This is a genomic window from Paenarthrobacter sp. C1, from assembly GCF_049315185.1.
GTDB lineage: Bacteria > Actinomycetota > Actinomycetes > Actinomycetales > Micrococcaceae > Arthrobacter > Arthrobacter nicotinovorans.
Map to the genome: position 1 here is coordinate 3,306,827 of NZ_CP186052.1, position 22,524 is coordinate 3,329,350.

Here is a 22,524-nt window from a genome sequence, read left to right on the forward strand (position 1 = left end):
CGGCATATTTCCATCAATTAAAATCTAGACGTTGAAGCGGAACTCCACCACGTCGCCGTCGGCCATCACATACTCTTTGCCTTCGATGCGGACCTTGCCACGGGACTTTGCTTCGGCCATGGAGCCCGCCTCGATGAGGTCATCGAAGGAGACCACCTCGGCCTTGATGAAACCGCGCTGGAAGTCTGAGTGGATCACACCTGCTGCCTGGGGCGCGGTGTCGCCCTGGCGGATGGTCCATGCACGGGTTTCCTTGGGACCGGCGGTGAGGTAGGTCTGCAGGCCGAGCGTGTGGAAACCGACGCGAGCCAGTTGGTCAAGGCCGGATTCGGACTGGCCGTTCATTTCCAGCATCTCCCGGGCTTCTTCCTCGTCCAGTTCAACGAGGTCGGATTCGAGCTTCGCGTCGAGGAAGACGGCGTCGGCCGGGGCAACCATGGCGCGCAGTTCTTCCTGCTTGGCGGGATCGCCAAGGATGCCTTCGTCGGCGTTGAAGACGTAGATGAACGGCTTGGCCGTCAGGAGACCAAGCTCCTTGAGGTGGCCCATTTCGAGCTTGTCGCTCTTGATGGAGGAGAAGATGGTGTCGCCACGTTCCAGCACCGTCTGGGCGGCCTTGATGGCTGCCAGCTCTGCGGCATCGCGCTTCTTGATCTTGACTTCTTTTTCGATGCGCGGAATGGCGTTTTCGATGGTCTGAAGGTCAGCGAGGATCAGCTCGGTGTTGATGGTCTCCATATCGGAGCGCGGGTCGACCTTGCCGTCGACGTGGATGACATCGGGGTCGTCAAAAACGCGGACGACCTGCGCGATGGCTTCAGCCTCGCGGATGTTGGCCAGGAATTTGTTGCCCAGGCCTTCGCCTTCGGACGCGCCCTTCACGATGCCTGCGATGTCCACGAAAGACACGGGAGCGGGCAGCAATTTCTGCGAACCGAAGATTTCGGCCAGCTTCGCCAGACGGGGGTCAGGCAGGTTCACGACGCCTACGTTGGGCTCGATCGTGGCGAACGGGTAGTTCGCAGCGAGCACCTGATTGCGGGTCAGTGCGTTGAAAAGGGTTGATTTGCCGACGTTGGGCAGTCCGACGATGCCAATAGTAAGAGCCACGAGCATTGATTCTACCCGTAGGAAGCCCGTCCCCGCTTGCCCTGCACGGTCAGCACGCGTACTGCCGGTCCGCCTCGCTAAAACTGTCGCACCCCTGTGACAGGGTTGCCTTATGGATGGATTTGGATTGGTTTTGGCCTTGCTGATGCTGCTGGTTGGCGCTGCGGTTGGTCTCGCTGCCGGCTACGTTGCCTTCCGACGCCGGGGCGCTGGCTTGGAAGAGGACTTCGACGCCGTCTCGTCGCGGCTTTCGGAGGTGACGGCGCAGTTGGCAGCGGCCGACGCCGAGCGGCGGCTTTTGTTTACGCAGAACCGCGAGTTGAGCGCGGCCAGGAACTCCGACGGCAGTGTTCTGCGGGCGTTGGCTCCCGTAGCCGAGAAACTTACGGCGGTACAGCAGCAGGTGTCATTGCTGGAGCGTGACCGCGTGGAGCAGTACGGACAGCTTGCCCAACAGCTGCAGGACGCACGCCTCTCCGATGAACAACTCCTCAGGTCGACCCACGCGCTGGCTTCCGCCCTTCGTTCCAACAGCGCGCGTGGCCAGTGGGGCGAGGTGCAACTTCGGCGCGTAGTGGAGGCGTCAGGGATGCTGCGGCACGTCGACTTCCACGAACAGGTGCATTCGGGCAGAACCGAGAATACGTTGCGGCCGGACCTCGTGGTTCAGCTGCCTGGCGGCAAGCAACTTGTGGTGGACGCCAAGGTACCCCTGGCCTCCTACCTCGCTGCCCAGGAGCAGTTGCATGGAGACGGGGCCTTCGGTGAATCGGTAGCCCCTGCCAGCAACCAGGACTCGAAGACACTCCTTGCACAGCACGCCAAAGCGCTCAAGGCCCACATCGATGCACTGGCAACCAAGAAGTACTGGGACATTCCGGGTAACTCCCCCGAGCTGGTGATCTGCTTCCTTCCGGCGGAGTCGATCCTGGCATCCGCCCTTGAGGCCGACCCGGCCTTGCTGGAGCACGCTCTGTCCCGGAACGTCGTGCTTGCCTCCCCCGGCACGCTGCTGGCAGTCCTCAAATCAGTGGCCTTTACCTGGCGGCAGGATGTCCTCACGGACAGCGCCCACGAGCTGTTTGAGCTCTCCAAGCAGTTGTACGAACGGATGGGCACACTGGGCGAGAACGTCAGCAAGCTGGGAAGCTCTCTCAAGACCTCAGTTGATCGCTACAACGCCATGGTAGGCACCTTGGAAGCGCGGGTGCTCCCCACGGCCCGCAAGCTCAACACCATGGACGATGCCGGACTTACTGCCCCGCCGTCGGTGGAAGCCGTCCCCAGGGCGCTGGCTGCACCTGAGCTCCTTGAAAACAGGGAAGACCGGGATTCGGCAGCCTGACTGAAAAGACCCGTTGCGGGCCGTTAGTAGACGGCCCGCAACGGGTCAAAGTGTCCGGATCCCAGTGTCTGGGTTTGAGACCTAGGATGAGGGGCGGTTTCCGCGGCCGCCCAGGGCACGCGTGACGTCGCCTGCCTTCTTCAACGTGGCACGCAATTCCTTGGGCAGCGAGAAAAGGAGGTCTTCCTCTGCCGTGACAACTTCCTGGACTTCGCCATAGCCATAGTCCGCGAGTAGTCGCAGGACGTCCTGCACCAGGACTTCAGGAACGGAGGCCCCGGAGGTCACGCCTACGGTAGCCACGCCTTCGAACCAGGACTCGTCCACTTCGTTCGCAAAGTCGACGCGATATGAACTCTTGGCCCCGTATTCGAGGGCAACTTCAACCAAACGTACTGAGTTGGAGGAGTTTGCTGAACCTACAACGATCACGAGGTCGGCCTGCGGGGCGATCTTCTTGATGGCCACCTGGCGGTTGGTAGTGGCGTAGCAGATATCGTCGCTGGGCGGATCCTGCAACGTCGGGAAGCGGTCCTTCAGCAGACGGACCGTTTCCATGGTCTCGTCCACACTCAGCGTGGTCTGCGAAAGCCAGATGGTCTTCTCTGGGTCACGGACGGTGACCTTGTCTACCTCGTGGGGGCCGTTGATGATCTGGATGTGCTCGGGAGCTTCGCCGGCCGTACCTTCGACTTCCTCGTGGCCCTCGTGGCCGATGAGCAGGATGTCGTAGTCTTCCTTGGCGAAGCGCACAGCCTCTTTATGGACTTTGGTGACCAAGGGGCAGGTGGCATCGATGGTGCGCAGGCCACGGTCCTCAGCCGACTGGACAACAGCGGGGGAAACGCCGTGCGCCGAGAAGATCACCAAGGCGCCCTCGGGAACTTCGTCGGTTTCCTCCACGAAAATGGCACCCTGTTCTTCCAGGGAGCTGACCACATGGACATTGTGGACGATCTGTTTCCGGACATAGACAGGCGGCCCGTAGTGCTCCAGGGCCTTCTCAACAGCGATGACAGCCCTGTCGACACCGGCACAGTAGCCGCGCGGAGCTGCCAGCAGGACCTTCTTGGGACCCGTAACGGGAGCCGCTGCCTGTACCTCTTCCGGAGATCGCCGTCTGCGGGGCACCGTTGGCATCGGGATGGAAACTGCTGTGCTGGTCATGCCTCCATGCTACCGGCCCGGCCTTTAGCTCAGGGCAGAACGTGACCGTTGTCGCCCTGAGACCACAGCTGCTATGACGCCCACCACAAGGACAACGCCGGAGACGACCGCTGCAATCACAACCCATTGCCCGAAGCCGGCGCGGGCCGCAGTGAGGAACTCATCCTTGAACAGCTCCGCCACACCGTTGGCGCTGTCGAGGTTCCCCACCACTCCCCCGGCAAGATCAGCCCCGGCAGTCCAAATGGCTGCAAGGGCGAGCCCGCCAAGTCCGAGGAACACCAGAACCAGGGAACGGCGTCGAGAGGCAACGAGCGCCAGAAGGGCCGAAACTACAGCGCCCAGGGCCGCCACCCACCACAAGGGAGCGAACGTCGCGACCCGCTCGACGAGTTGTCGGTGGGAAGGCTGCCCCAGCGATACCAGGCTCTCGGCCGGAACATCAATGCGAATAGTGGTGGCCTCGGCGAAGTGGTCGCGAACAAGCCTGACCATGGGACCGATGTCCAGGACAAGTGCGGTACTGCCACGGGCTTCCTCGGCTTGGTCCACTGTGCCGAAGTTGAGTTTATGGCTGTTCCTGACAGTGTCCTCCCAGGCCTTCGGATAGTCGCTCCACGACTGCATGCCCGAGGCAGCTTTCCGCAGGGCATCGGCGGCCAGCGACTGAATGGGATCGGGGAGATCCACTGAGGACTCAAAGGTCCCTACAGCGGCCGCAGCCAGCCTGCCCTGGAATCCGGGGTCATTTCCCAAGGATCCGGCGATACGGACAAACCCTTCTTCCTGGACGATGTTCTGGTCCACCCACGCGGTGGGAACGGCGACGGCCGTGAGGAGCACGGCGAGGACCATTCCAACTGCTGAGACAAAAGTACGCAAGGTCATCCTTGGGGTTGGGGGCAGTGCCACCATCCTAGGTCTGTCCACATGATAGGAAAAATGTCGGAGCCGGCGGTAAAGCTATGGATAGAGTTGGAAGGCGGCCGGCATCCAAGGACGCACCCCTGAATGAGGACGACAAGAATGCAGCCACAACCGCAGCGACCGGGACAGGCACGGATCAGCCATGTCCGCTGAAGCGACGCCGGAATCAACCCTCCCCGGGACCGCTGCCGAAACCAGCCCGGACAATCCCTGGCCTCTGCAACTGCTGTCCCGGAAACTCAAAGCCCACATCGAGCGTGCACCGGCGGCGTGGATCGAGGGCCAGGTCATTGAAATGAACCGCAGGGGCGGCAACGCCTTCCTCACTCTCCGCGACGTCGACGCCGAGATTTCCCTGCCGGCCTCCGTATGGTCCACCGTGCTGGACCGGCAAAAAATTCCGTTGGAGCGCGGTTCACGGGTGGTGGCGCTGGTGAAGGCGGACTTCTGGGTCAAAACCGGGCGCCTGAACATGTCGGTCAAGGACATCAGACCGGTAGGCCTCGGTGACCTGCTCGCGAGAATTGAAAGGCTGCGCCAAGCCTTGGCAGCTGAAGGCCTGTTTGCCGATTCCCGGAAGAAGAAGCTGCCGCTGCTCCCCCACCGCATTGGCCTGATCACCGGCAGGGACTCGGACGCCAAGAAAGATGTCATGCGTAATGCCGCCCTGCGGTGGCCCGCAGTGGAGTTCGATGTCAGGGAGGTGGCCGTCCAGGGCAACACCGCTGTTTCCCAGATCATTGCCGCTTTGAAGAAACTTGATGCCGATCCCCAGGTGGACGTCATCGTACTGGCCCGTGGTGGCGGCGCATTGGAAGACCTCCTGCCGTTCAGCAACGAGGACCTTATTCGCGCGGTCTCGGCGGCAAGCACCCCGGTGGTCAGTGCCATCGGCCATGAAGCCGACAGGCCAATCCTCGACGATGTTGCGGACCTCCGCGCTTCCACGCCCACGGATGCCGCCAAGAGGATCGTTCCGGACGTCGCAGAAGAACTGGCCATGGTCCGGCAAGCGAGGGAGCACCTGCGCCGCGGCATCAGTCGCATGGTGGACCGCGAAATGGACAGGCTTCATTCCCTGAAATCACGCCCCGTCCTTGCCTCCCCGGCAACCATGGTGGACGCCCGCGCCGAGGATATCCATCGACTCCAGCGCAGAACACATTCAGCGGTCAGCACGGCCGTGGTGAGGGCACTGGACCAAGTGCATCACCTGCGGGCCCAGGTCCGGGCACTGTCACCCCAGAAAACCTTGGACCGCGGTTACGCCGTTGTCCAGCTCGTTGGGGAGGACCAGGCAGGGCACCATGTGGTCAGCACTCCCGATGAAGCTCCGGACGGGACTGCACTCGCCATTCGGGTAGCCCACGGACGATTCAAGGCCGTCTCCGCCGGCCACGGGGAAATCCTGGAACCCTGATTTCCCCACAGCCCTGCAAACCCACGCAAAGGACATCATGACCGACAACAATCCATCAGCTCCCGGGACCGATCCTCTGGACTCACTAAGCTACGAAGAAGCCCGCGAGCAACTGGTCGCCGTCGTCAGTCGGCTCGAGGCCGGAGGGGCCAGCCTCGAAGAGTCCCTGGCCCTCTGGGAACGCGGCGAGGCCCTTGCAAAACGCTGCGAGGACTGGCTGGAAGGCGCCCGCAAGCGCCTGGCTACCGCCCGCGACGCAGGGAACGACGCCGGAGCTGCCGCCGGCTCCGACTGACGCCAGCAGGAACGGAAGCCCTAGGAGGCTGCCACCAGAGCGCGTTCGGCTGCGACGTCGAAGTCGGCCTTGGGCCAGTCCAGTTCCAGGCCTCCGAGGGCGTCCAGCAGCAGCTGTTGAACAGCGATCCTGGCGTACCACTTCTTGTTTGCCGGCACGACGTGCCAGGGAGCAACTTCCGTTGATGTCTTCTCAAAAGCGATGTCGTAGGCCGCCATGTAGTCGTCCCAGTAGGCGCGCTCGGCGAGGTCGCCCCGGCTGTACTTCCAGTGCTTGGCGGGATCGTCAAGCCGGGCGATGAGACGCTCTTTCTGTTCGTCCTTGCTGATGTTCAGCATGACCTTGACGATAGTGGTGCCCTGCTCTGCAAGGCGTGCCTCAAAATCGTTGATTGCCGCATACCGCCGCTCCAGTTCCTCGCCATCCGCCCAGGCGTGAACGCGGTGGATCAAGACGTCCTCGTAATGCGAACGGTCGAAAACGCCCACCATGCCCGCAGCAGGTGCCTGCTTCTCAATCCGCCACAGGAAGTCGTGGGACTTTTCCTCTTCCGTGGGTGCCTTGAAAGCGGCCAGGTGTACGCCCTGTGGGTCCATGGCGCCCACCACATGGCTCACAATCCCGCCCTTGCCCGCAGTATCCATGGCCTGCAGGATCAGGAGGAGCCGTTTGGAGCTGCCGAACTTGCCCTCGGCGAAGAGTTGCTCCTGCAGCCCGGCCAACCGGTCGTCCTGGGCGGCAAGCAGCGCCTTGCCGTCAGCCTTGGCCCCCGGGTAGCCGGGAGTGGATTGGGGGTCAACGCCAGCCAGCGAAAAGCCCGGGCCAACCTTCAGAACTTCGGCCGGACTCTTGGCGAACTCAACTGCAGCAGCCATGTGGCGGTACCCTTCTGTCCGGCCGCGCCCCGATGGCGCGGCTATGCACCTCAGGCTAGTTGCCCGGATACCTCGACAGGAAGTCCGCCATGCGGCCAATCGCTTCTTCGATGTCCTTGACGTTGGGCAAGGTCACCATCCGGAAGTGGTCCGGACGAACCCAATTGAAGGCACGCCCGTGGGAAACCAGGATCTTTTGTTCCTTCAGGAGGTCAAGGACAAACTTTTCGTCGTCCCTGATGTGGTACACCTCAGGATCCAGTTTCGGGAACAGGTACAAGGCACCCCGGGCCTGCTGGGTGCTGACTCCCGGGATGGCATTGAGGAGGTCGTAGGCTTTGTTGCGCTGTTCCAGCAGCCTGCCGCCGGGCAGGATGAGGTCGTTGATGCTCTGGTAGCCGCCCAGCGCAGTCTGGATGGCGTGCTGCGCAGGGACGTTGGCACACAGGCGCATGTTGGCCAGGAGGTTGATGCCTTCGAGGTAATCCGCAGCGTCCTTCTTCGGCCCGGAAATAGCCATCCACCCGGCACGGTAACCGCACACACGGTAAGCCTTTGACAGGCCGCTGAACGTCAGGCACAGGACGTCGTCACCGGTCAGTCCAGCCAAATTCACATGCACGGCGTCTTCGTACAAGATCTTTTCGTAGATCTCATCGGCGAAAAGCACCAGGCCGTGCTTCTCCGCCACGGCCACAATCTTCTTGAGCGTCTCCTCCGGGTAAACGGCACCCGTGGGGTTGTTCGGGTTGATCACCACGATTCCCTTGGTCCGGGGAGTGATCTTCGATTCGAGGTCGTCGAGATCGGGCTGCCAGCCGGACTCCTCATCGCAGAGATAGTGCACCGGGCGGCCACCGGCCAGTGCAACCGAGGCCGTCCACAGCGGGTAGTCCGGGGTGGGGATCAGAACCTCGTCGCCGTCCTCGAGCAAAGCCATGAGGGACATGGTGATGAGTTCACTGACTCCGTTGCCCAGGTAAATGTCGTCGACGTGGATGTTTTGGATGCCACGGGTCTGGTAGTACTGCGATACCGCTGTCCGGGCCGAGAAGATACCGCGGGAATCGCTGTAGCCCTGGGCGTTCGGGAGGTGGCGGATCATGTCCACCAAGATGGCGTCAGGCGCTTCAAAACCAAACGGGGCCGGGTTTCCGATGTTCAGTTTGAGGATTCTGTGACCCTCCGCCTCCATCTGCTGGGCGGCCTGAAGAATCGGTCCACGGATGTCGTAGAGGACATTATGAAGCTTGGTGGACTGCTTGAATTTCGCCATTCCTCAAATATGCCACACGGGTGATGCAGTTCAGCTGAGACTTAACTCACATATACGACGACGGCGGTGACGGAGCCGCGCGGGTCCGTCACCGCCGTCGTACGCGGTTTTATGCGGATGCTACTTAACGATGCCCTTGTCCTTCAGCCAAGCGGCTGCGGCGTCCTTGGGTGCCTGCTTCTGGTCGCCACTGACGGCCCTGTTCAGGTTGATCAGATCGTCGGTGGTGAGGATTTTGGAGACGTTGTTGAGTGCTTCCTTGGCCTTGTCCGTCATCTTTGCCTTGTTGTAGAGCGGCAGGACCTGCTGGGCCTTGAAGTTGTTCTTGGGATCTTCAAGAACAACGAGGTCGTTGTCAACGATGGACGGCGTGGTGGTGTAGATGTCGGCCACCTGGACCTTGTCTTCCAGCAATGCCTGCAGGGTCAGGTTGCCGCCGCCGTCACTGAACGGCTGCAGGCCCTTGAGTTCGCAGTTGTAGTTCTTCTTCAGACCGGGGAAACCGTACGAGCGGGTCTCGAACGTGGCCGGGGCAGCCATGGTGAAGTCCTTGCACACCTTGGCCAGGTCCTCGATGGACTTCAGCTGGTACTTCTCGGCCGTCGCCTTGGTAACTACCATCGCGTCCTTATCCTCGGCTTTGGAAGCCTCTAGGACACCCAGGCCCTCGGGAAGCTTGCCGGGGAGCGCCTTGTAGACATCATCGGCCGAGACCTCCGCGGCCTCTGTGTCGACGAAGGAAAGGAGGTTCCCGGAGTAGTCAGGAACGAGGTCAATGGACCCGTCCTGCACGGCCTTGAAGTAGATCTCGCGCGAACCGATGTTCGGCTTGGACGTAGCCGTGAGGCCTGCGGCATTGAGGGCGCCGACATAGATCTCGGCAATAACCTGGCTCTCGGGGAAGTCAGCGGAGCCCACTACCAGGGAGCCTCCGGCAGAGCCACTGGGCGCCGCCGAGGAAGGGGTGGCCAAGGGGCTGCCACCGCAGGCGCTCAAGGCGAGGGCCACACCCACACCGGCTGCGAGGCCGCCAAGACCACGGCGTGTAAGGGTCATTGGGACGGGGTTCTTCATGGTGTACCTCCTTGAACGGCAGCCCCGGCTGGCGCCGTGGCTGTGAGATCTTCGGCCGCCTTGTGGCTGCCTTTTGCTTTTGAGTCGAGGGTCAGTCCCGGTGAGAGGACAAGCCGTTGCACACCGGCGAGGATCAGGTCCACGGCGATCGCAAGTCCGGCGATAAGCAACGAGCCGCCCAGCATCCTGGGGAAGTCCTGAAGGACAAGGCCGTCGAACAGGTACCGGCCCAGCCCTCCCAGCGGCAGATAGGCAACCACGGAAACAGTGGCAATGACCTGCAACACCGCGGTGCGGATACCGCCGAACATCACTTGCAGTCCGTTGGGCAATTCCACTCGGAACAGGATTTGCAGTTCGGTCATGCCAACGGCCCTCGCAGCGTCAACGACGTTGGCGTCAACACTGGAAATACCGGCATAGGTACCTGCCAGGAGTGGCGGCACGGTGAGGATCACCAGCGCCCAGACCGGCGGCATCAGGCCGCTGCCGGCGAGTAAGGCGAACAGGACCAGCAATCCGAGGGTAGGCAACGCCCGGAGCGCGCCGGCCACAGCGACAGCCACAACCCGGCCACGTCCCGTGTGCCCGATGAAGAGGCCCACCGGGATAGCGATCACGGCCGCAATGAGCAACACCAGGGCGCTGTACTGCAGGTGTTCGAAGAGCCGGGTGGGAATCCCGCCGGTTCCGGTCCAGTGCTTGGGGTCGAGCAGCCAGGCAATGGTTTCAGCGAAAATATTCATCCGGACGCCCCCGTATCGGGCCGAAGGCTTGCACGCGGCAGGCCAGGACCGGACTTGGGTTCAGTGATCAAGGTGGTGGCGTCAGCTCCCGAAGACTTGCCACCGGCTGCACGGGTCCAAGGCGTCAGGAGTCGTTCCAACACCACAAGAACAGCATCCATCAGCAAGGCCAGGACCAGGATGGCAAGGATTCCCACCACCACTTCAGTGATGAAGGTCCGCTGCAGTCCGTCGGTGAAGAGGAATCCAAGGTTCCCTACACCCAGCAATGCCGCAACGCTGACCAGGGAGATATTGCTGACCGACACCACGCGAAGACCGGCGAACATGACCGGGAGGGACAACGGGAGGTCTACTTGGAAGAAACGGGCCATGGGTTTGAAGCCCATGGCAACGGCGGCGTTCCGGAGATCGTCGTCCACCGAGTCGAACGCATCCATCGCTGCGCGGACCAGCAAGGCCACGGCGTAGATGGTCAGCGCCACCACCACATTCAGGGGGTCCAGAATCCTGGTCCCCAGAATGGTGGGCAGGATGATGAACAGGGCAAGCGAAGGAATGGTGTAAAGCAGTGACGTAGCAGTAGCCACTACCGAACGGAGTGTGCTGTTCCGCCGGGCCAGCTGGGCCAGGGGAATGGAAATCAGCAGTCCAAGGACCATCGGAATGATCGCGAGAACCAGGTGCTGGCCGGCCAGGCCCAGGACCATGCCGCTGTTGGCAAGGAACCACTCCATCAGGTGGCGTCCTCCCTGTGGTGCCGGACTTCCTCGATCAAGGCCAGGACCTCCGGCGCCTTCAGGACTCCGGCAACCCGGCCGTCGTCGTCTACCGCCACGCCAAGACCCGACGGTGACGACAACGCCGCATCCAGGGCGCGACGCAGCGTGTCCCCCTTGCGGAAGAGCGATCCGCCGGGGATCAGGCCGGCGCCGTCACGCGGCGAGGACCACCCCAGCGGACGGGTGTCTTCGTCGACCACGAGCGCCCATTCCCCCGAGCGACGCCCGGCACTGTGGCCGTCGTTGGCGCTGACCATGGTCACCGGGTGCAGGGTCACGGCGTCCGCGGCGTTGAAGGCGAGGTGCCGGAAACCGCGGTCGCGGCCCACGAAGGAGGCAACGAAGTCGTTTGCCGGTGCCCTGAGGATTTCCTCCGGCGCGGCGTACTGGGCCAGCTTGCCACCGACGGCGAACACCGCAACTTTGTCGCCGAGCACGGTGGCTTCGTCGATGTCGTGCGTGACGAACACGATGGTCTTGGCAAGTTCACGTTGCAGGCGCAGCAACTCCTGCTGGAGTTCGTCGCGCACCACAGGATCCACTGCGCTGAACGGTTCGTCCATGAGCAGGACGGGCGGATCAGCAGCGAGCGCCCGGGCAACCCCGACACGCTGCTGCTGCCCACCTGAGAGTTGGCTCGGGTAACGCTTCCCGAGAACCGATGCCAGGCCGACGACGTCAAGCAGTTCCGCCGCGCGTTTCCGCGCCGCTGCCTTGGATACGCCATTAAGCCGCGGGACGGTGGCGATGTTGTCCAGCACGGAGCGGTGCGGCAAGAGGCCCGACGACTGCATGACGTAACCCATGGAGCGGCGCAGCTTTGCCGCCGGAACCTGGGACACATCCTCACCGGCCACGGTGATGGTCCCGCTGGTGGGCTCCACCATGCGGTTGATCATTCGCAGGGACGTGGTTTTGCCGCAGCCCGAGGGCCCCACGAACACGGTAATGGCACCTTTGTCGATGGACATGGTGAGATCGTCCACCGCCGGTTGCCCGCCCTGGTATCGCTTGGTGACGCTCTGGAACTCAATCATGGCTTCGGCCATACCCGGGCTTACCTATCTGTGGTCGAGAACATCGGTAGAGCCTGATGATCATATGCACTCTTATTACTTGGCTGCAAAGCAATCTTCACCCAGCGTAGCCAGCACCACCGACGATGTCAGCGGCGGCACGATTTCCGTAATCAATCGGCAATGTTTACCGCTTCCTTCGTTTGGCTCCCCTGCCGGACCGTTCCTGGGCCTGGTCATGTTTGTAACGTTCGACGGCGCGTTGGCCCCTGTCTGCCGACATCACCTTTTGGTGCCATTCGCGCTGGTAGGCGCGGCGGGCCGCGGCATCATGTTTGCGGTTCAGGGCAGCGAGCTCGCGTTGCAGTTTCAAATAGCTGGCCCATCGCCGGGGATCCAGGGCCTCCTCGGCGAGCGCTTGCTGCACGGCGCAGCCGGGCTCCGCCTGGTGGGCGCAGTCGGCAAAACGGCACTGGGCGAAGAGTTCGTCAAGGTCACCGAACATCTCCTCCATCCCGTCCTCCGCGTCGAAGAGTCCGAACCCGCGCACCCCGGGAGTGTCCATCAGGACAGCTCCGCCGCTGAGGGGCACCAGTTCCCTGGCCGTTGTGGTGTGTTTGCCCTTGCCGTCGCCGGCGCGGACGGCACCGGTCTGCTGGACGTCGCGGCCTGCCAGGGCGTTGATGAGCGTCGATTTCCCCGCTCCTGAGGGACCCAGAAGAACCAGGGTGGCGCCGTCGGGGATGTGCTGCATGAGTTCGTCGAGCCCATCGCCGTGCTCGGCGGAGGTGGTGACCACCTCCACGCCCGCAGCCTGCACGATGACCTCCCCCACGACGTCATCCGCGAGGTCCGCCAGGTCGGCTTTGGTAATAACCACCAGCGGTGTGGCCCCTGAGTCCCAAGCAGCCACCAGGGTGCGCTCCAGGCGGTTGTGCGTGAGTGGCCGGTCCACAGGGACCACCACTGCGACGATGTCGATGTTGCTGCCCAGGATTTGTTCCTCCGAGGAAGCCTCGAAGGCCCGCTTGCGGCTCAGCGCGGAATAGCGTGGAAGGACGGCGACGACGGCCGGCTCGCCTGCACTGTTCCGGCCGACCCAGACCCAGTCCCCCGTGGCGGGCACCAGTCCTTGGGTGGGATAGGGCAAATGCAGCAGGCCTTCACCGGAGGCAACGAGAACGCGGTTGCGGTCCAAGCGGACCACCCTTCCGGGGCTGGCTGCGTCCTGGTTGTCCGCCGGAAGATTGGCGCTGAAGAGCGCTGCTGTCTTGGCTGTAAAGCCGTATTCCGCAGGTCCGCGGAATGGCATGGTGCTGCTCAATGAAGGGTCGCTTGAAGAAGCGTAAGTGTTCGCGTAGGTATTCGCGTGAGTGTTCAATGGGATGCCTCTGCTGAGGCCCGGTTGCCTGCTACTGGCGGGCAGATGCCGGGACAGGATGAGTGGTGTGATGACGGTGCGCCGCCGCGTGCGGGGCGCGCGAAGTTATGGCAATCATCAAAATCCACCTCCTTGGGCATCAGGGCCGGCATGGAAGGCCGGCAACGATGCCAAGCCTAGCCAACCGTTGGGCAGCTTGGCTAGCCCTCCGTGCCGGGCTTTCCGTCTGCCGGGCGCTCACTGTGGAGGCGCAGTGCCGTGTCGACCAGGGAAACCCTGTTCAGCTTCCCGACGTCATGCAAAGGAATCCACGCGGCATGGGTAGTACTGCCATCCACCTCGTAGGTCAGTTCTCCGCCCACCACGGTGGCCTCGTAGACAATACGCAGGGCCTCGAAGCCCCGAACTGAGCCGTCCGCCTGCGTCTCCCCGGGCCAGTGTCCGACGTCGATCCCCAACATCCGGTCAACCCTGGCCTCGTAGCCGGTTTCCTCCCGGACTTCGCGCCGGCACCCATCAACCGGGTGCTCGGCGAAATCCAAGCCTCCGCCGGGCAGAGTCCACCCCTCCTTGTCATCCTGCTTCCAGTAGGCCAGCAGGATCCGTTCCTCCTTGACGATGACGGCGTAGGCTGCGGGGCGGGTGTCGAACTGCGGGCTCATCGTGCCAGCATAATTCGCTTTGCCTGATCCCTAGGGCAGTTCGGCGGCGGCGATGGGGCCGGGCTCTTCGGGGCCAAGGTCCGGCTGCTCACGAAGCTCGACGACGGTCCCCGGCTTGCCGAGTTCAAGAACCTTGATGCGGTTGAGGCCAACGTTCAGCAACGGTGCGGGCGCGTACAGGGTGACCTGTGGTCCTTTTTCCCAGTACCGTCCGAGAAGGAAACCATTGAGCCAGACGAAGCCCTTCCCGGAATCGGGCAAGGCAACGTAAGTATCAGCCGGTTCCCGCAGGTCAAAGTCGGCCCCGGCGAGGTCTTCCAACTCCTCGCTGCCCCACTCGGAAAGTGCCACCGGTACCTGTGTCCAGTGGAACGCGTAGCGCTGGTTGATGAGGACTCCGCCCAGGATTCCCTTGCCCTGCCCGGTGAGGGGCCCGTAGTTGATGCGGCCCAGGTTCTCCACCAGAATGTCCAGCTTGGCGGAGGCACCAGTCCCTGTCAGGGGCAAGCCTTCTGCGCCGCTCGTATCGTCCAGCACTCCGGCAAAAGCGCCGTCCACCCAGATGTAGGCGCGGTCGTTCAGGCCAGTGATCTTCAACCGGCACTCGCTGGGAGAGTCGGCGCGGCCCGGCAAGATGGCGTCGGCGGAGTACAGGACCATACCGGCGTCGAGCCCCAACTGTTCGAAGCTGAGGGGCTTGACACTGCTGACGGGCTTGCCGGAGCTGCGTGCAAGCTCCAGCACGTCCGGTCCGGCCGACAATGGCAGCGACTGCGCCGGGACCACCGGAGGGTCCGCCAGCAATTCGGCGGGGAGCCCGGGCATCTCCACAATGCCTTGCGCACGGAAGAATTCTGCCCGGAAGGCATGGAACTTAGGCGTCAGGGCACCGTTCTCCGCGATGGGCGCGTCGGAGTCGTAGCTCGTGACCGTCGGCTGCAGGCGGGAGCCATCGTGGTTGCTTCCGGATCCGAGGCCGAAGTTGGTCCCGCCGTGGGCCATATAGACGCAAACGGAGCCGCCAAGATCAAGCATCTTGCGGGCTTCATGCGCTGCATCGGCGGCATCGCGCCGGTGGTGGTGTTCGCCCCAATGGTCAAACCAGCCGCCCCAGAACTCGACATTGAAGAACGGTTCACCTGGGCGACGTCGCTTCCATGTCTCCACGGCTTCATCTCCCCGGCTTCCCAGCGTCGCTGTAGCCCACGTTCCCGCGTCAGAGCCGCCGTCCAGAAAGTAGTCCGTGCCGCCGTCGGCCGTGAACAGCAGCTCCGTGATGCCGCGCTCTTCGAGGACCCGGCGGTTCCAGCGGATGTATTCATGGTCATCGCCGTAGCTGCCGTACTCGTTCTCGATCTGCACGGCCACCACCGGCCCGCCCAAGGAGGCCTGCCGGGAAGCAACGATCGGCAGTAGGTGGTCGAACCATTCCTCAATGGCGGTGGTGAATACCGGGTCCATGCACCGCAGCCCGATGCCCGGGATGCCGGTCAACCATGACGGGAAGCCTCCGTTGTCCCATTCTGCGCAAATGTAGGGACCCGGGCGGACGATGACGTCCAGACCTTCCTCTGCTGCGAGGTCGATGAAGTGGCCAACATCCCGCCAGCCAGTGAAGTCCGGTGCCGCATCACGCTGCGGCTGATGGAAGTTCCAGGCTACGTAGGTGTCAACAGTGTTGGCCCCCATGGCCTTGAGTCGACGCAAGCGGTCCCGCCACAGATCGGGGTGAACCCGGAAGTAGTGGATGGCTCCAGCGAGGATGCGGTACGGTTCACCCGAACGGTAAAGGACAGCGTCGTTGTAGCTCAAAAGGGCGTTGTTCACACGGAACAGATTAGCTCAATTTCCAACATTTATGCACAGGTGATGAACACGTGACCAATCTTGATACTTCCCCTGCACAGGAAGTTTGCCCTGCCGCACCCGAAGGGCAGGGTCCATGCGTTCAACTGTGGCCCGAACGCGAAGTCCCCCTGGGCGGCGTCCGCGCGATGAACGTCATGAGGACGCTGCCGCAGCGTGGACTGCCCACCGTAGGGGCCTGGTGCTTCCTGGACAGCTTCGGCCCGGACCGGGTGGCGATGAGCGTCCTTCCCCACCCCCACTGTGGTCTGCAGACAGTCACCTGGCCATTGGAAGGTGCCGTGCGGCACCGTGACAGCGTCGGGAGCGACGTTGTGGTGCGGCCCGGCGAGCTGAACATCATGACCGCCGGCAACGGTATTTCGCATTCCGAGTTCTCGGTCCTTCCGGCCACCACCGAAGACGGTTCCAGCCCCCTCGTCGAGGAATTGCCGGTGTCACGGGGACTTCAGCTCTGGGTTGCCCTTCCGGATGAGCACCGCCACCGCGCGCCGTCGTTCGAGCAAGTCCGGGATCTGCCGGTGGCCGTGGGAGACGGCTTCTCCGCCACGGTGATGGTGGGCGAGTTTGCCGGACAGCGGTCCCCTGCCACCATGTTCAGCCCCATCGTTGGCGCCGACATCGTGGGATCGGGCCTGCTGGAACTTCCGTTGCGGCCCGACTTCGAGCACGCTGTACTGGTCCTGGACGGCCGCCTCGTCATTGACGGCCAGGAGGTGCAGGCCGGTCCCCTGGCCTATCTTGGCGCCGGCCGGAGCAGCCTCGCCGTGGAAGCGCAACCCGACACCCGCTTCATGCTCCTGGGCGGCGAGCCTTTCGGTGAAGACCTCCTCATGTGGTGGAACTTCGTTGGGCGGACGCACGAGGAAGTAGAACAGGCCCGCGAAGAATGGGAGGCCGAAGGATTGCTCGACGCCGATGCTGCCGCGGCCTCGCGCTTCGGCCATGTCCATGGCCACGGACCAGATGCCGGTCCCGAAGCCGGCCGCATTCCGGCTCCCCCGCTTCCCGGCGTCAAGCTGCGTCCCCGTACGCGCGGCTGAGCCTTATTTCCGGCTTGATGCCCGCTGCTCGGCAATCAGACGGGGAACGCCAAAGACGGGATCCTGCCGCAGGATCCGAACATCCGTGATGCCTTGTTCGGCGAGTGCCGCCGTGAACGCTTCCTGCAAACGTGGAACGTTCATTCCCAGTCCGCTGCCCAGGATGACCGGACCGTTCAGGCCCAGCTGGCGGGTGGCCTGTCCGGCGAGGTCGGCGAGGTCACGCCCGGCCTGCACCACCATTGCCTGGCTGGCCTCGTCACCGGCGTCGGCGGCTTCCACCACAACCCGGGCCTGTTGTGCCCAGTAGCGGCGGCCGGTGTCAGGTGAATGAAACAGGGCTATGAGCTTCCCCGGCTCATCCACTCCGCAGGAATCCAGGAGAGCGCGGCTCAGCCGGTCAGGCTCCAAGCCCTGATTCATCCGCCGCAAACTGTGCCGGACGGCTTCCCTTCCGAGCCAGTACCCGCTTCCTTCATCCCCCAGTAGGTAGCCCCAGCCACCCGCCCGGGCTTCCTCGCCGGCGTCGTTCTTTCCCCACGCCGCCGAACCGGTCCCGGCAATGACGGCCACACCGGTGCCAGCTCCCCCGGCCGCCAGCAGCAGCCTCGAATCGTGGACCACGGTGATGCGCGCCCCCGGCGCGTGGGGGGCGATCAGGTCTGCGAGCGCCTGGGCATCTTCTTGCGTATCGATTCCGCCGGCACCTGCGTATACCTGGTCGATCCGGCCACCACCGATTTTTCCGAACAATTCGGCCAGGTTCGCCGCAGCCTGCTCCCGGCTGACATTCTGGACGTTGGCACTGCCTGACGTTTCATCCCGGACCGGTTCGTCGTCCTGAAACCTCACACCGCGGGTCTTGGTGCCGCCGATGTCGAGCCCGATAACGGTGCCGCTCGCGGCCGCGGAGGGGGCAGGGGAATGCAGGGCAGAGTCATGATTGTTCACCGTGAAAGACTAGCTTGGAGCGTCCTGAGGAGGAACCGACCATGCCTCAATTCCTGTTTGGCACACCATTTATTGCGGCCCCGATGGCAGGAGGGACATCAACAACGAAGTTGGTACACGCTGTCCATGAGGCCGGCGGGCTGGGCTTCCTCGCTGCCGGGTACAAGAGTCCCGGGTCCATGGCTGCGGAGGTCTCCGCTGCGAGGGCGCTGGGGATCAGGTTCGGCATGAACGTCTTTGTTCCGGACCCGGACGCACTGTCGCCGGGGCCCAAGGAGCGGGCACGGCTGGAAGCCTACCGCGCCGAGCTGGAACCAGAGGCTGCGCGCTACGGTGTCACTTTGCCCCCGCTTCGCCTCGATGACGATGACGCCTGGCAGGAGAAGATCGACATCCTCGTGACGGACCCGGTGGAAGTGGTGAGTTTCGCTTTCGGCCTCCCTGGGCGCGAAGTGGTCGGGTCCCTGCAGAAGGCCGGAACACTCGTTGTCACCAGTGTGACCAGTGTTCAGGAAGCCCTCGCCGCTGCCGAGGAGGGCCCTGACGCACTGGTCGTCCAGCACGCCTCCGCAGGGGCACATACTGCGGCCTTCCTGGCCGGCATTCCGGATACATCGCCAGCCAGTACGACGGCGGACCTGGTCGCCCGGGTGCGGGCCGCCGTCGGGCTTCCGCTGATAGCTGCCGGCGCGATCATGGACGGCAATACGCTCCGCGGGGTCCTGGCTGCCGGTGCAGCAGCCGCCCAGGTTGGCACCGCCCTGCTCCGCACGGACGAAAGCGGCGCGCGCCAATCGCACAAAGACGCGTTGGGGAATCCTGAGTTCACTCAAACCGCCATGACCCAGGCTTTCACGGGACGTCCGGCACGTTCCCTGGTGAACGAGTTCGTACAGGATCATCAGGATGCCCCCAAGGGCTACCCGGCCATCCACCACCTCACTGCCCCGGTCCGTGCTGCGGCGTCCGCGGCGGGCGATCCGCACCGCCTCAACTTGTGGGCAGGAACGGGCTGGAAGCAGGCGCGGACAGGATCAGCGAGGGATGTTGTCAGGGAGTTCCTGAACGGGCTCTAACGAGTTCGGCCAACAGTTCGCCGCCTTCGGTCACCACCAGTTCGCGAAAAAGCCGAACCGCGTCCGGCTCGAAAGTCCGCTCCCGCCAGGCGATGCCAATCTGCCGGAACGCCAGATCGGATTCAATGGACACCTCGACGAGCCCGAGTTCCGTCTTGGGCAGATATTGTCCGGTGCCGGAGCCGGGCCCGGCGGGCGGGAGGATGCTGAACCCCAACCCTGCCGAGACCAGCCCTCGGGCGGATGTGGACTCCTGGACCTCAAAGGCAATGCGTGGCCGGAACCCTGCTTCACGGAACAGTGCCTCCCCCAGTGCCCGCAAGCCGACTCCGGCCGGCAGCGTCACGTAGGGGTCGTGCCGCAGCTCCGAGAGGTTGACGCTGGGCCGCCCGGCCAAGGGGTGCCGGTAGTGCAGCACAGCCCTCAGCGGCTCCCGGTACAGCGGATGGGAGCGGATGCCCCGGCCCTCAGGCGCTATGGGCGCCGTCAAGGCGAAGTCCATCTCCCCACTGGCCAACTGTTGCAGGCAATCGTCGCGGGGTCCCTGCCAGAGTTCGAACGCTGCGTGGGGATGGCGGCCGCGGAACGCACTGATCAGGAGAGGGAGGGTGGCTTCGCCGAACGTGTGCTGGAACGAAACTCCGATCCTCCCCCGCACGACGTCCGATTCGTGGCGTACCCGGTCCAGGCCTGCCTGGAAATCCTCCAGCGCAGCGTCGATGTACGGGAGGAGGGCCTTCGCGGCGGAGGTGAGACGTATACCGCGTCCGTCCCGCACCAACAGGTCCATCCCAACGATCGCGCTGGCCCGAGCCACGGCCCTGCTGACCGTGGACTGCGGTACCCCGAGCAATTCCGCGGTTTCCGTCATATGTTCGGTGCGGCCCAGTTCTGCCAGGACCGGCAGGAGCGGGAGGAGTTGGACAAGCTGCTGGTGATCCGGTTCCACGACGTTCCCTTTCAGCAACACAACTCATGCATATCTGCATCAATTATACGTAACCCATGCATTGGAATGGGTAGTCGAGGTCGTCCTACTCTGGGCCGGTGAACAGAACGAGCATTGAGGCTGAAACCGAAAGCTGGGACGGGCACGCCAAGGGGTCCCGCGGCTACAGCCGTGTTCTGGCGGCATTGGCCCTGGCCGGCGTCGCGACGTTCGCACAGCTGTATTCCACCCAGGCCGTGCTGCCCCTCATGGCAGCGGACCTCCGGATCACTGCAGCGGAAGCCGCACTCAGCATTTCGCTGGCCACGGTTGGTCTCGCCGCCACCGTGCTTCCGTGGTCGTTTGTTGCCGACAGGATCGGCAGGGTCCGTGCCATGGCCATCGGCATCGCTGCCGCTACGATCCTGGGACTGCTTGTTCCGCTGGCCCCGAATGTGCCCATGCTGCTGGGTCTGCGGATGCTGGAAGGCATGGCCCTGGGCGGTATACCCGCAATCGCCATCGCGTACCTCAATGAGGAAGTCACCAAGATCCATACCGCCCTGGCCGCCGGGAGCTACGTAGCCGGCACCACCCTGGGCGGCCTTGCCGGGCGACTCGTGGCGGGTCCCGCCGGCGAACTGTGGGGCTGGCGTGCAGCGACCCTTGCCGTGTCGCTGCTGGCCACCGTGTCCGCCGTCCTGTTCCTGGTGCTTGTTCCCAAACAGCGGCGCTTCACGCCAGCCCCGGCCGCAGGGTTCCGTGGCGCCCTCAGTACGTTGGGCGGACATTCACGCAATCCAAAACTCCTGTCCTTGTACCTGCAGGCGTTCCTCCTCATGGGTGGCTTCGTAGCGGTCTACAACTACCTGGGTTTCCGGTTGCATGCCGAGCCTTTTGGGCTGCCAGCCACCCTGGTCAGCCTCATATTCCTTGCCTACTTGTCGGGCACGGTAAGTTCCCGCTGGGCGGCCGGGCTCACCACCAGGTTCGGACGGCGGAACGTCCTGGTAGCGGGCATCGCCGTTTTGTCGGCCGGGTTGGCATTGACCCTGGTGGATAGCCTTGTGGCCATCCTTGCCGGGCTGGTAGTTTTCACCGGCGGTTTCTTCGCAGCCCACAGCGTGGGCTCCGGCTGGACCGGCGCCATTGCCACTACCGGCCGGGCACAGGCAGCGTCCCTGTACAACCTGTCCTATTACCTCGGTTCCAGCGTGATCGGATGGGCCGGAGGCCTGGTCTTCCAGCACTTCGGCTGGACCGCTTTGGCGGCGGGCGTCATCGCCCTGTCATGCACGACGGCGGCAGTCACCTTGGCAGTGCACCGTTCACCACGGATTTCCCGCTGATTCGGGCCGTGTTGGTCCTAGAATCGGAGGCATGACACAGCTCGCGAGTACACGGGTACTGTCGTCGCCGGAACGTTTGCAGGCGTTTACCGATGCCGTGGTGGCGATTGCTTTGACCCTGCTGATCCTTCCCCTCATGGAGAGCGTGGGGGAACTGGCCGATCATCATGGAACCACGGCGGAATGGCTCGTCGAGGAACAATACGCTTTGCTGGGCTTTGCCCTCAGCTTCATCCTCATTGCCGTGTTCTGGACGCATCATCACCGCCTGTTCCGCAAGGTCCGGCAGATCGATTCGGGTTTGTTGTGGCTGACGGTAGCCTGGATGTTCTTCATTGTGGTCATGCCCGTGTCCACGTCGCTCTCCACCCAGATGGACGCCGATTGGGCCCAACCCCTGGTGTACATCGGGACATTGTTTGCCACCAGCCTCACGCTTCTCCTGGCACGCATCTATCTCCGTTCGCATCCCGAGCTTCACGAAATGGACGCGGTGGAGGCACGCTCCGGAATCCGGGCAGGGGCGATAGTGGCCGGGCTTTTCCTCGCCGCCCTCGTGCTGGCCCTTGTGATTCCATCCGCGGGAAATCTTCCGTTGCTCCTGATGTTGCTCAGCGAGCCGCTCCAGCGCTTGGACCGCCGGAGGGACCGCAGCAAGCCCGCACAACGATAGTCACCTGAAGAATTCACCGCTTAGGATGGGTGGAAGGCAATTTCAGGAGGATCCGTGAGCAACCCCACGAAGAATGTTCGGTCGAGCACGGGCAGCGCAGAGCCGTTGGACGCGATCGATGAGCGGATCCTCGCTGCCTTGGTAGATGACGCCCGCATTTCCAACAAGCAGTTGGCAGAACTCGTGGGGATCGCACCGTCCACGGCCCTGATGCGGACCAGGGCCCTGTCCGAGCGCGGCATTATTGAAGGCTTCGAGGCTGTGCTGAGCCTGCCGGCCATTGGCCGCTCGGTACAGGCTTTGATCGCTGTCCGCCTCCGCGCCCACGACCGCGACCAGATCGACCGTTTCACGGCGCGCGTGCCCAAGCTCCCGGCCGTCATCTCAACGTTCCACACCACCGGTTCGGTGGACTATCTGCTGCACATCGCCGTCGCAAATACCGACGACCTCCGCAACTGGCTCCTGGACAACCTAGCCACCGACCCCGTGGTCGGCCACACGGAAACCACCATGGTGTTCCAGCACATCCCGGGCAACCGGGGACCACTACCCGAGTAAC

At 63.4% G+C, this 22,524-nt stretch carries 22 protein-coding genes; 8 read left to right on the forward strand and 14 right to left on the reverse strand.

Annotated elements, in window-relative coordinates; genetic code table 11:
- Nucleotides 1-24: 24 nt before the first annotated feature.
- Nucleotides 25-1,110 (reverse strand): redox-regulated ATPase YchF, encoded by a 1,086-nt coding sequence (ychF, locus tag ACNAOU_RS15435; protein ID WP_026266974.1) that lies wholly within the window; start codon nt 1,108-1,110, stop codon nt 25-27.
- Nucleotides 1,111-1,222: 112 nt separating this feature from the next.
- Between ychF and ACNAOU_RS15440 the strand changes: the two genes are divergently transcribed.
- On the forward strand, nt 1,223-2,455 hold the full coding sequence (locus tag ACNAOU_RS15440; protein ID WP_018776565.1) for a DNA recombination protein RmuC: 1,233 nt from the start codon (nt 1,223-1,225) through the stop codon (nt 2,453-2,455).
- An 81-nt stretch (nt 2,456-2,536) separates the two neighbouring features.
- On the opposite strand, the gene ACNAOU_RS15445 is transcribed toward ACNAOU_RS15440, so the two are convergent.
- The gene (locus ACNAOU_RS15445) at nt 2,537-3,622 is read right to left on the reverse strand and encodes a 4-hydroxy-3-methylbut-2-enyl diphosphate reductase (RefSeq protein ID WP_018776566.1); all 1,086 of its coding nucleotides are present in this window, start codon (nt 3,620-3,622) and stop codon (nt 2,537-2,539) included.
- A gap of 24 nt (nt 3,623-3,646) precedes the next feature.
- A complete protein-coding gene (locus tag ACNAOU_RS15450) occupies nt 3,647-4,510 on the reverse strand; it encodes a hypothetical protein (protein ID WP_422757188.1) in 864 nt (287 codons plus the stop codon).
- 181 nt (nt 4,511-4,691) lie between these two features.
- Between ACNAOU_RS15450 and xseA the strand changes: the two genes are divergently transcribed.
- Nucleotides 4,692-5,969 (forward strand): exodeoxyribonuclease VII large subunit, encoded by a 1,278-nt coding sequence (gene xseA / locus ACNAOU_RS15455; RefSeq protein ID WP_055971805.1) that lies wholly within the window; start codon nt 4,692-4,694, stop codon nt 5,967-5,969.
- Between the two features lie 37 nt (nt 5,970-6,006).
- A complete protein-coding gene (locus ACNAOU_RS15460; RefSeq protein WP_039242271.1) occupies nt 6,007-6,264 on the forward strand; it encodes an exodeoxyribonuclease VII small subunit in 258 nt (85 codons plus the stop codon).
- Nucleotides 6,265-6,284: 20 nt separating this feature from the next.
- Here ACNAOU_RS15460 and ACNAOU_RS15465 read toward each other — a convergent pair whose 3' ends face one another.
- From ACNAOU_RS15465 to ACNAOU_RS15505, 9 genes are all read right to left on the reverse strand, one after another.
- Nucleotides 6,285-7,139: a polyphosphate kinase 2 family protein gene (locus ACNAOU_RS15465; RefSeq protein WP_039242273.1), complete on the reverse strand. Its 855-nt coding sequence runs from the start codon at nt 7,137-7,139 to the stop codon at nt 6,285-6,287.
- 55 nt (nt 7,140-7,194) lie between these two features.
- A complete protein-coding gene (locus ACNAOU_RS15470) occupies nt 7,195-8,415 on the reverse strand; it encodes a pyridoxal phosphate-dependent aminotransferase (RefSeq protein WP_018776571.1) in 1,221 nt (406 codons plus the stop codon).
- 120 nt (nt 8,416-8,535) lie between these two features.
- Nucleotides 8,536-9,489 (reverse strand): ABC transporter substrate-binding protein, encoded by a 954-nt coding sequence (locus tag ACNAOU_RS15475; protein WP_018776572.1) that lies wholly within the window; start codon nt 9,487-9,489, stop codon nt 8,536-8,538.
- Nucleotides 9,486-10,235, reverse strand: coding sequence for an ABC transporter permease (locus tag ACNAOU_RS15480; protein ID WP_039242274.1), 750 nt, complete (start codon nt 10,233-10,235; stop codon nt 9,486-9,488). The genes ACNAOU_RS15475 and ACNAOU_RS15480 overlap by 4 nt, the downstream gene beginning before the upstream one ends.
- The gene (locus ACNAOU_RS15485; protein WP_018776574.1) at nt 10,232-10,972 is read right to left on the reverse strand and encodes an ABC transporter permease; all 741 of its coding nucleotides are present in this window, start codon (nt 10,970-10,972) and stop codon (nt 10,232-10,234) included. The genes ACNAOU_RS15480 and ACNAOU_RS15485 overlap by 4 nt, the downstream gene beginning before the upstream one ends.
- On the reverse strand, nt 10,972-12,066 hold the full coding sequence (locus ACNAOU_RS15490; protein WP_039242277.1) for an ABC transporter ATP-binding protein: 1,095 nt from the start codon (nt 12,064-12,066) through the stop codon (nt 10,972-10,974). Before ACNAOU_RS15490 ends, ACNAOU_RS15485 begins: the two co-directional genes overlap by 1 nt.
- A gap of 154 nt (nt 12,067-12,220) precedes the next feature.
- Complete coding sequence (gene rsgA, locus ACNAOU_RS15495; protein ID WP_189075440.1) at nt 12,221-13,345, reverse strand: ribosome small subunit-dependent GTPase A; 1,125 nt, start codon at nt 13,343-13,345, stop codon at nt 12,221-12,223.
- Between the two features lie 269 nt (nt 13,346-13,614).
- Complete coding sequence (locus tag ACNAOU_RS15500) at nt 13,615-14,076, reverse strand: NUDIX hydrolase (protein WP_018776577.1); 462 nt, start codon at nt 14,074-14,076, stop codon at nt 13,615-13,617.
- A 30-nt stretch (nt 14,077-14,106) separates the two neighbouring features.
- Nucleotides 14,107-15,903: a glycoside hydrolase family 35 protein gene (locus ACNAOU_RS15505; protein ID WP_422757189.1), complete on the reverse strand. Its 1,797-nt coding sequence runs from the start codon at nt 15,901-15,903 to the stop codon at nt 14,107-14,109.
- A gap of 50 nt (nt 15,904-15,953) precedes the next feature.
- On the opposite strand from ACNAOU_RS15505, the gene ACNAOU_RS15510 reads away from it, so the two are divergent.
- Nucleotides 15,954-16,985 carry a pirin family protein gene (locus tag ACNAOU_RS15510; protein ID WP_026266977.1) on the forward strand — a complete coding sequence of 344 codons (1,032 nt, stop codon included), beginning with the start codon at nt 15,954-15,956 and terminating at the stop codon, nt 16,983-16,985.
- Between the two features lie 3 nt (nt 16,986-16,988).
- Here the strand turns inward: ACNAOU_RS15510 and ACNAOU_RS15515 are convergent, their stop codons facing one another.
- Complete coding sequence (locus ACNAOU_RS15515; RefSeq protein ID WP_064721632.1) at nt 16,989-17,936, reverse strand: N-acetylglucosamine kinase; 948 nt, start codon at nt 17,934-17,936, stop codon at nt 16,989-16,991.
- Nucleotides 17,937-17,977: 41 nt separating this feature from the next.
- Between ACNAOU_RS15515 and ACNAOU_RS15520 the strand changes: the two genes are divergently transcribed.
- Nucleotides 17,978-19,012, forward strand: coding sequence for a nitronate monooxygenase (locus tag ACNAOU_RS15520; RefSeq protein WP_064721631.1), 1,035 nt, complete (start codon nt 17,978-17,980; stop codon nt 19,010-19,012).
- Here the strand turns inward: ACNAOU_RS15520 and ACNAOU_RS15525 are convergent.
- Nucleotides 18,987-19,961 (reverse strand): LysR family transcriptional regulator, encoded by a 975-nt coding sequence (locus ACNAOU_RS15525; RefSeq protein WP_064721811.1) that lies wholly within the window; start codon nt 19,959-19,961, stop codon nt 18,987-18,989. The genes ACNAOU_RS15520 and ACNAOU_RS15525 overlap by 26 nt on opposite strands.
- Before the next feature lie 98 nt (nt 19,962-20,059).
- Between ACNAOU_RS15525 and ACNAOU_RS15530 the strand changes: the two genes are divergently transcribed.
- The 3 genes from ACNAOU_RS15530 to ACNAOU_RS15540 are packed head-to-tail and all read left to right on the forward strand — an operon-like array spanning nt 20,060 to nt 22,523.
- Nucleotides 20,060-21,289 (forward strand): MFS transporter, encoded by a 1,230-nt coding sequence (locus tag ACNAOU_RS15530; RefSeq protein WP_064721630.1) that lies wholly within the window; start codon nt 20,060-20,062, stop codon nt 21,287-21,289.
- 31 nt (nt 21,290-21,320) lie between these two features.
- Complete coding sequence (locus tag ACNAOU_RS15535) at nt 21,321-21,962, forward strand: TMEM175 family protein (protein WP_055971780.1); 642 nt, start codon at nt 21,321-21,323, stop codon at nt 21,960-21,962.
- A gap of 54 nt (nt 21,963-22,016) precedes the next feature.
- Complete coding sequence (locus ACNAOU_RS15540; RefSeq protein ID WP_011775479.1) at nt 22,017-22,523, forward strand: Lrp/AsnC family transcriptional regulator; 507 nt, start codon at nt 22,017-22,019, stop codon at nt 22,521-22,523.
- Nucleotide 22,524 lies beyond the last annotated feature (1 nt).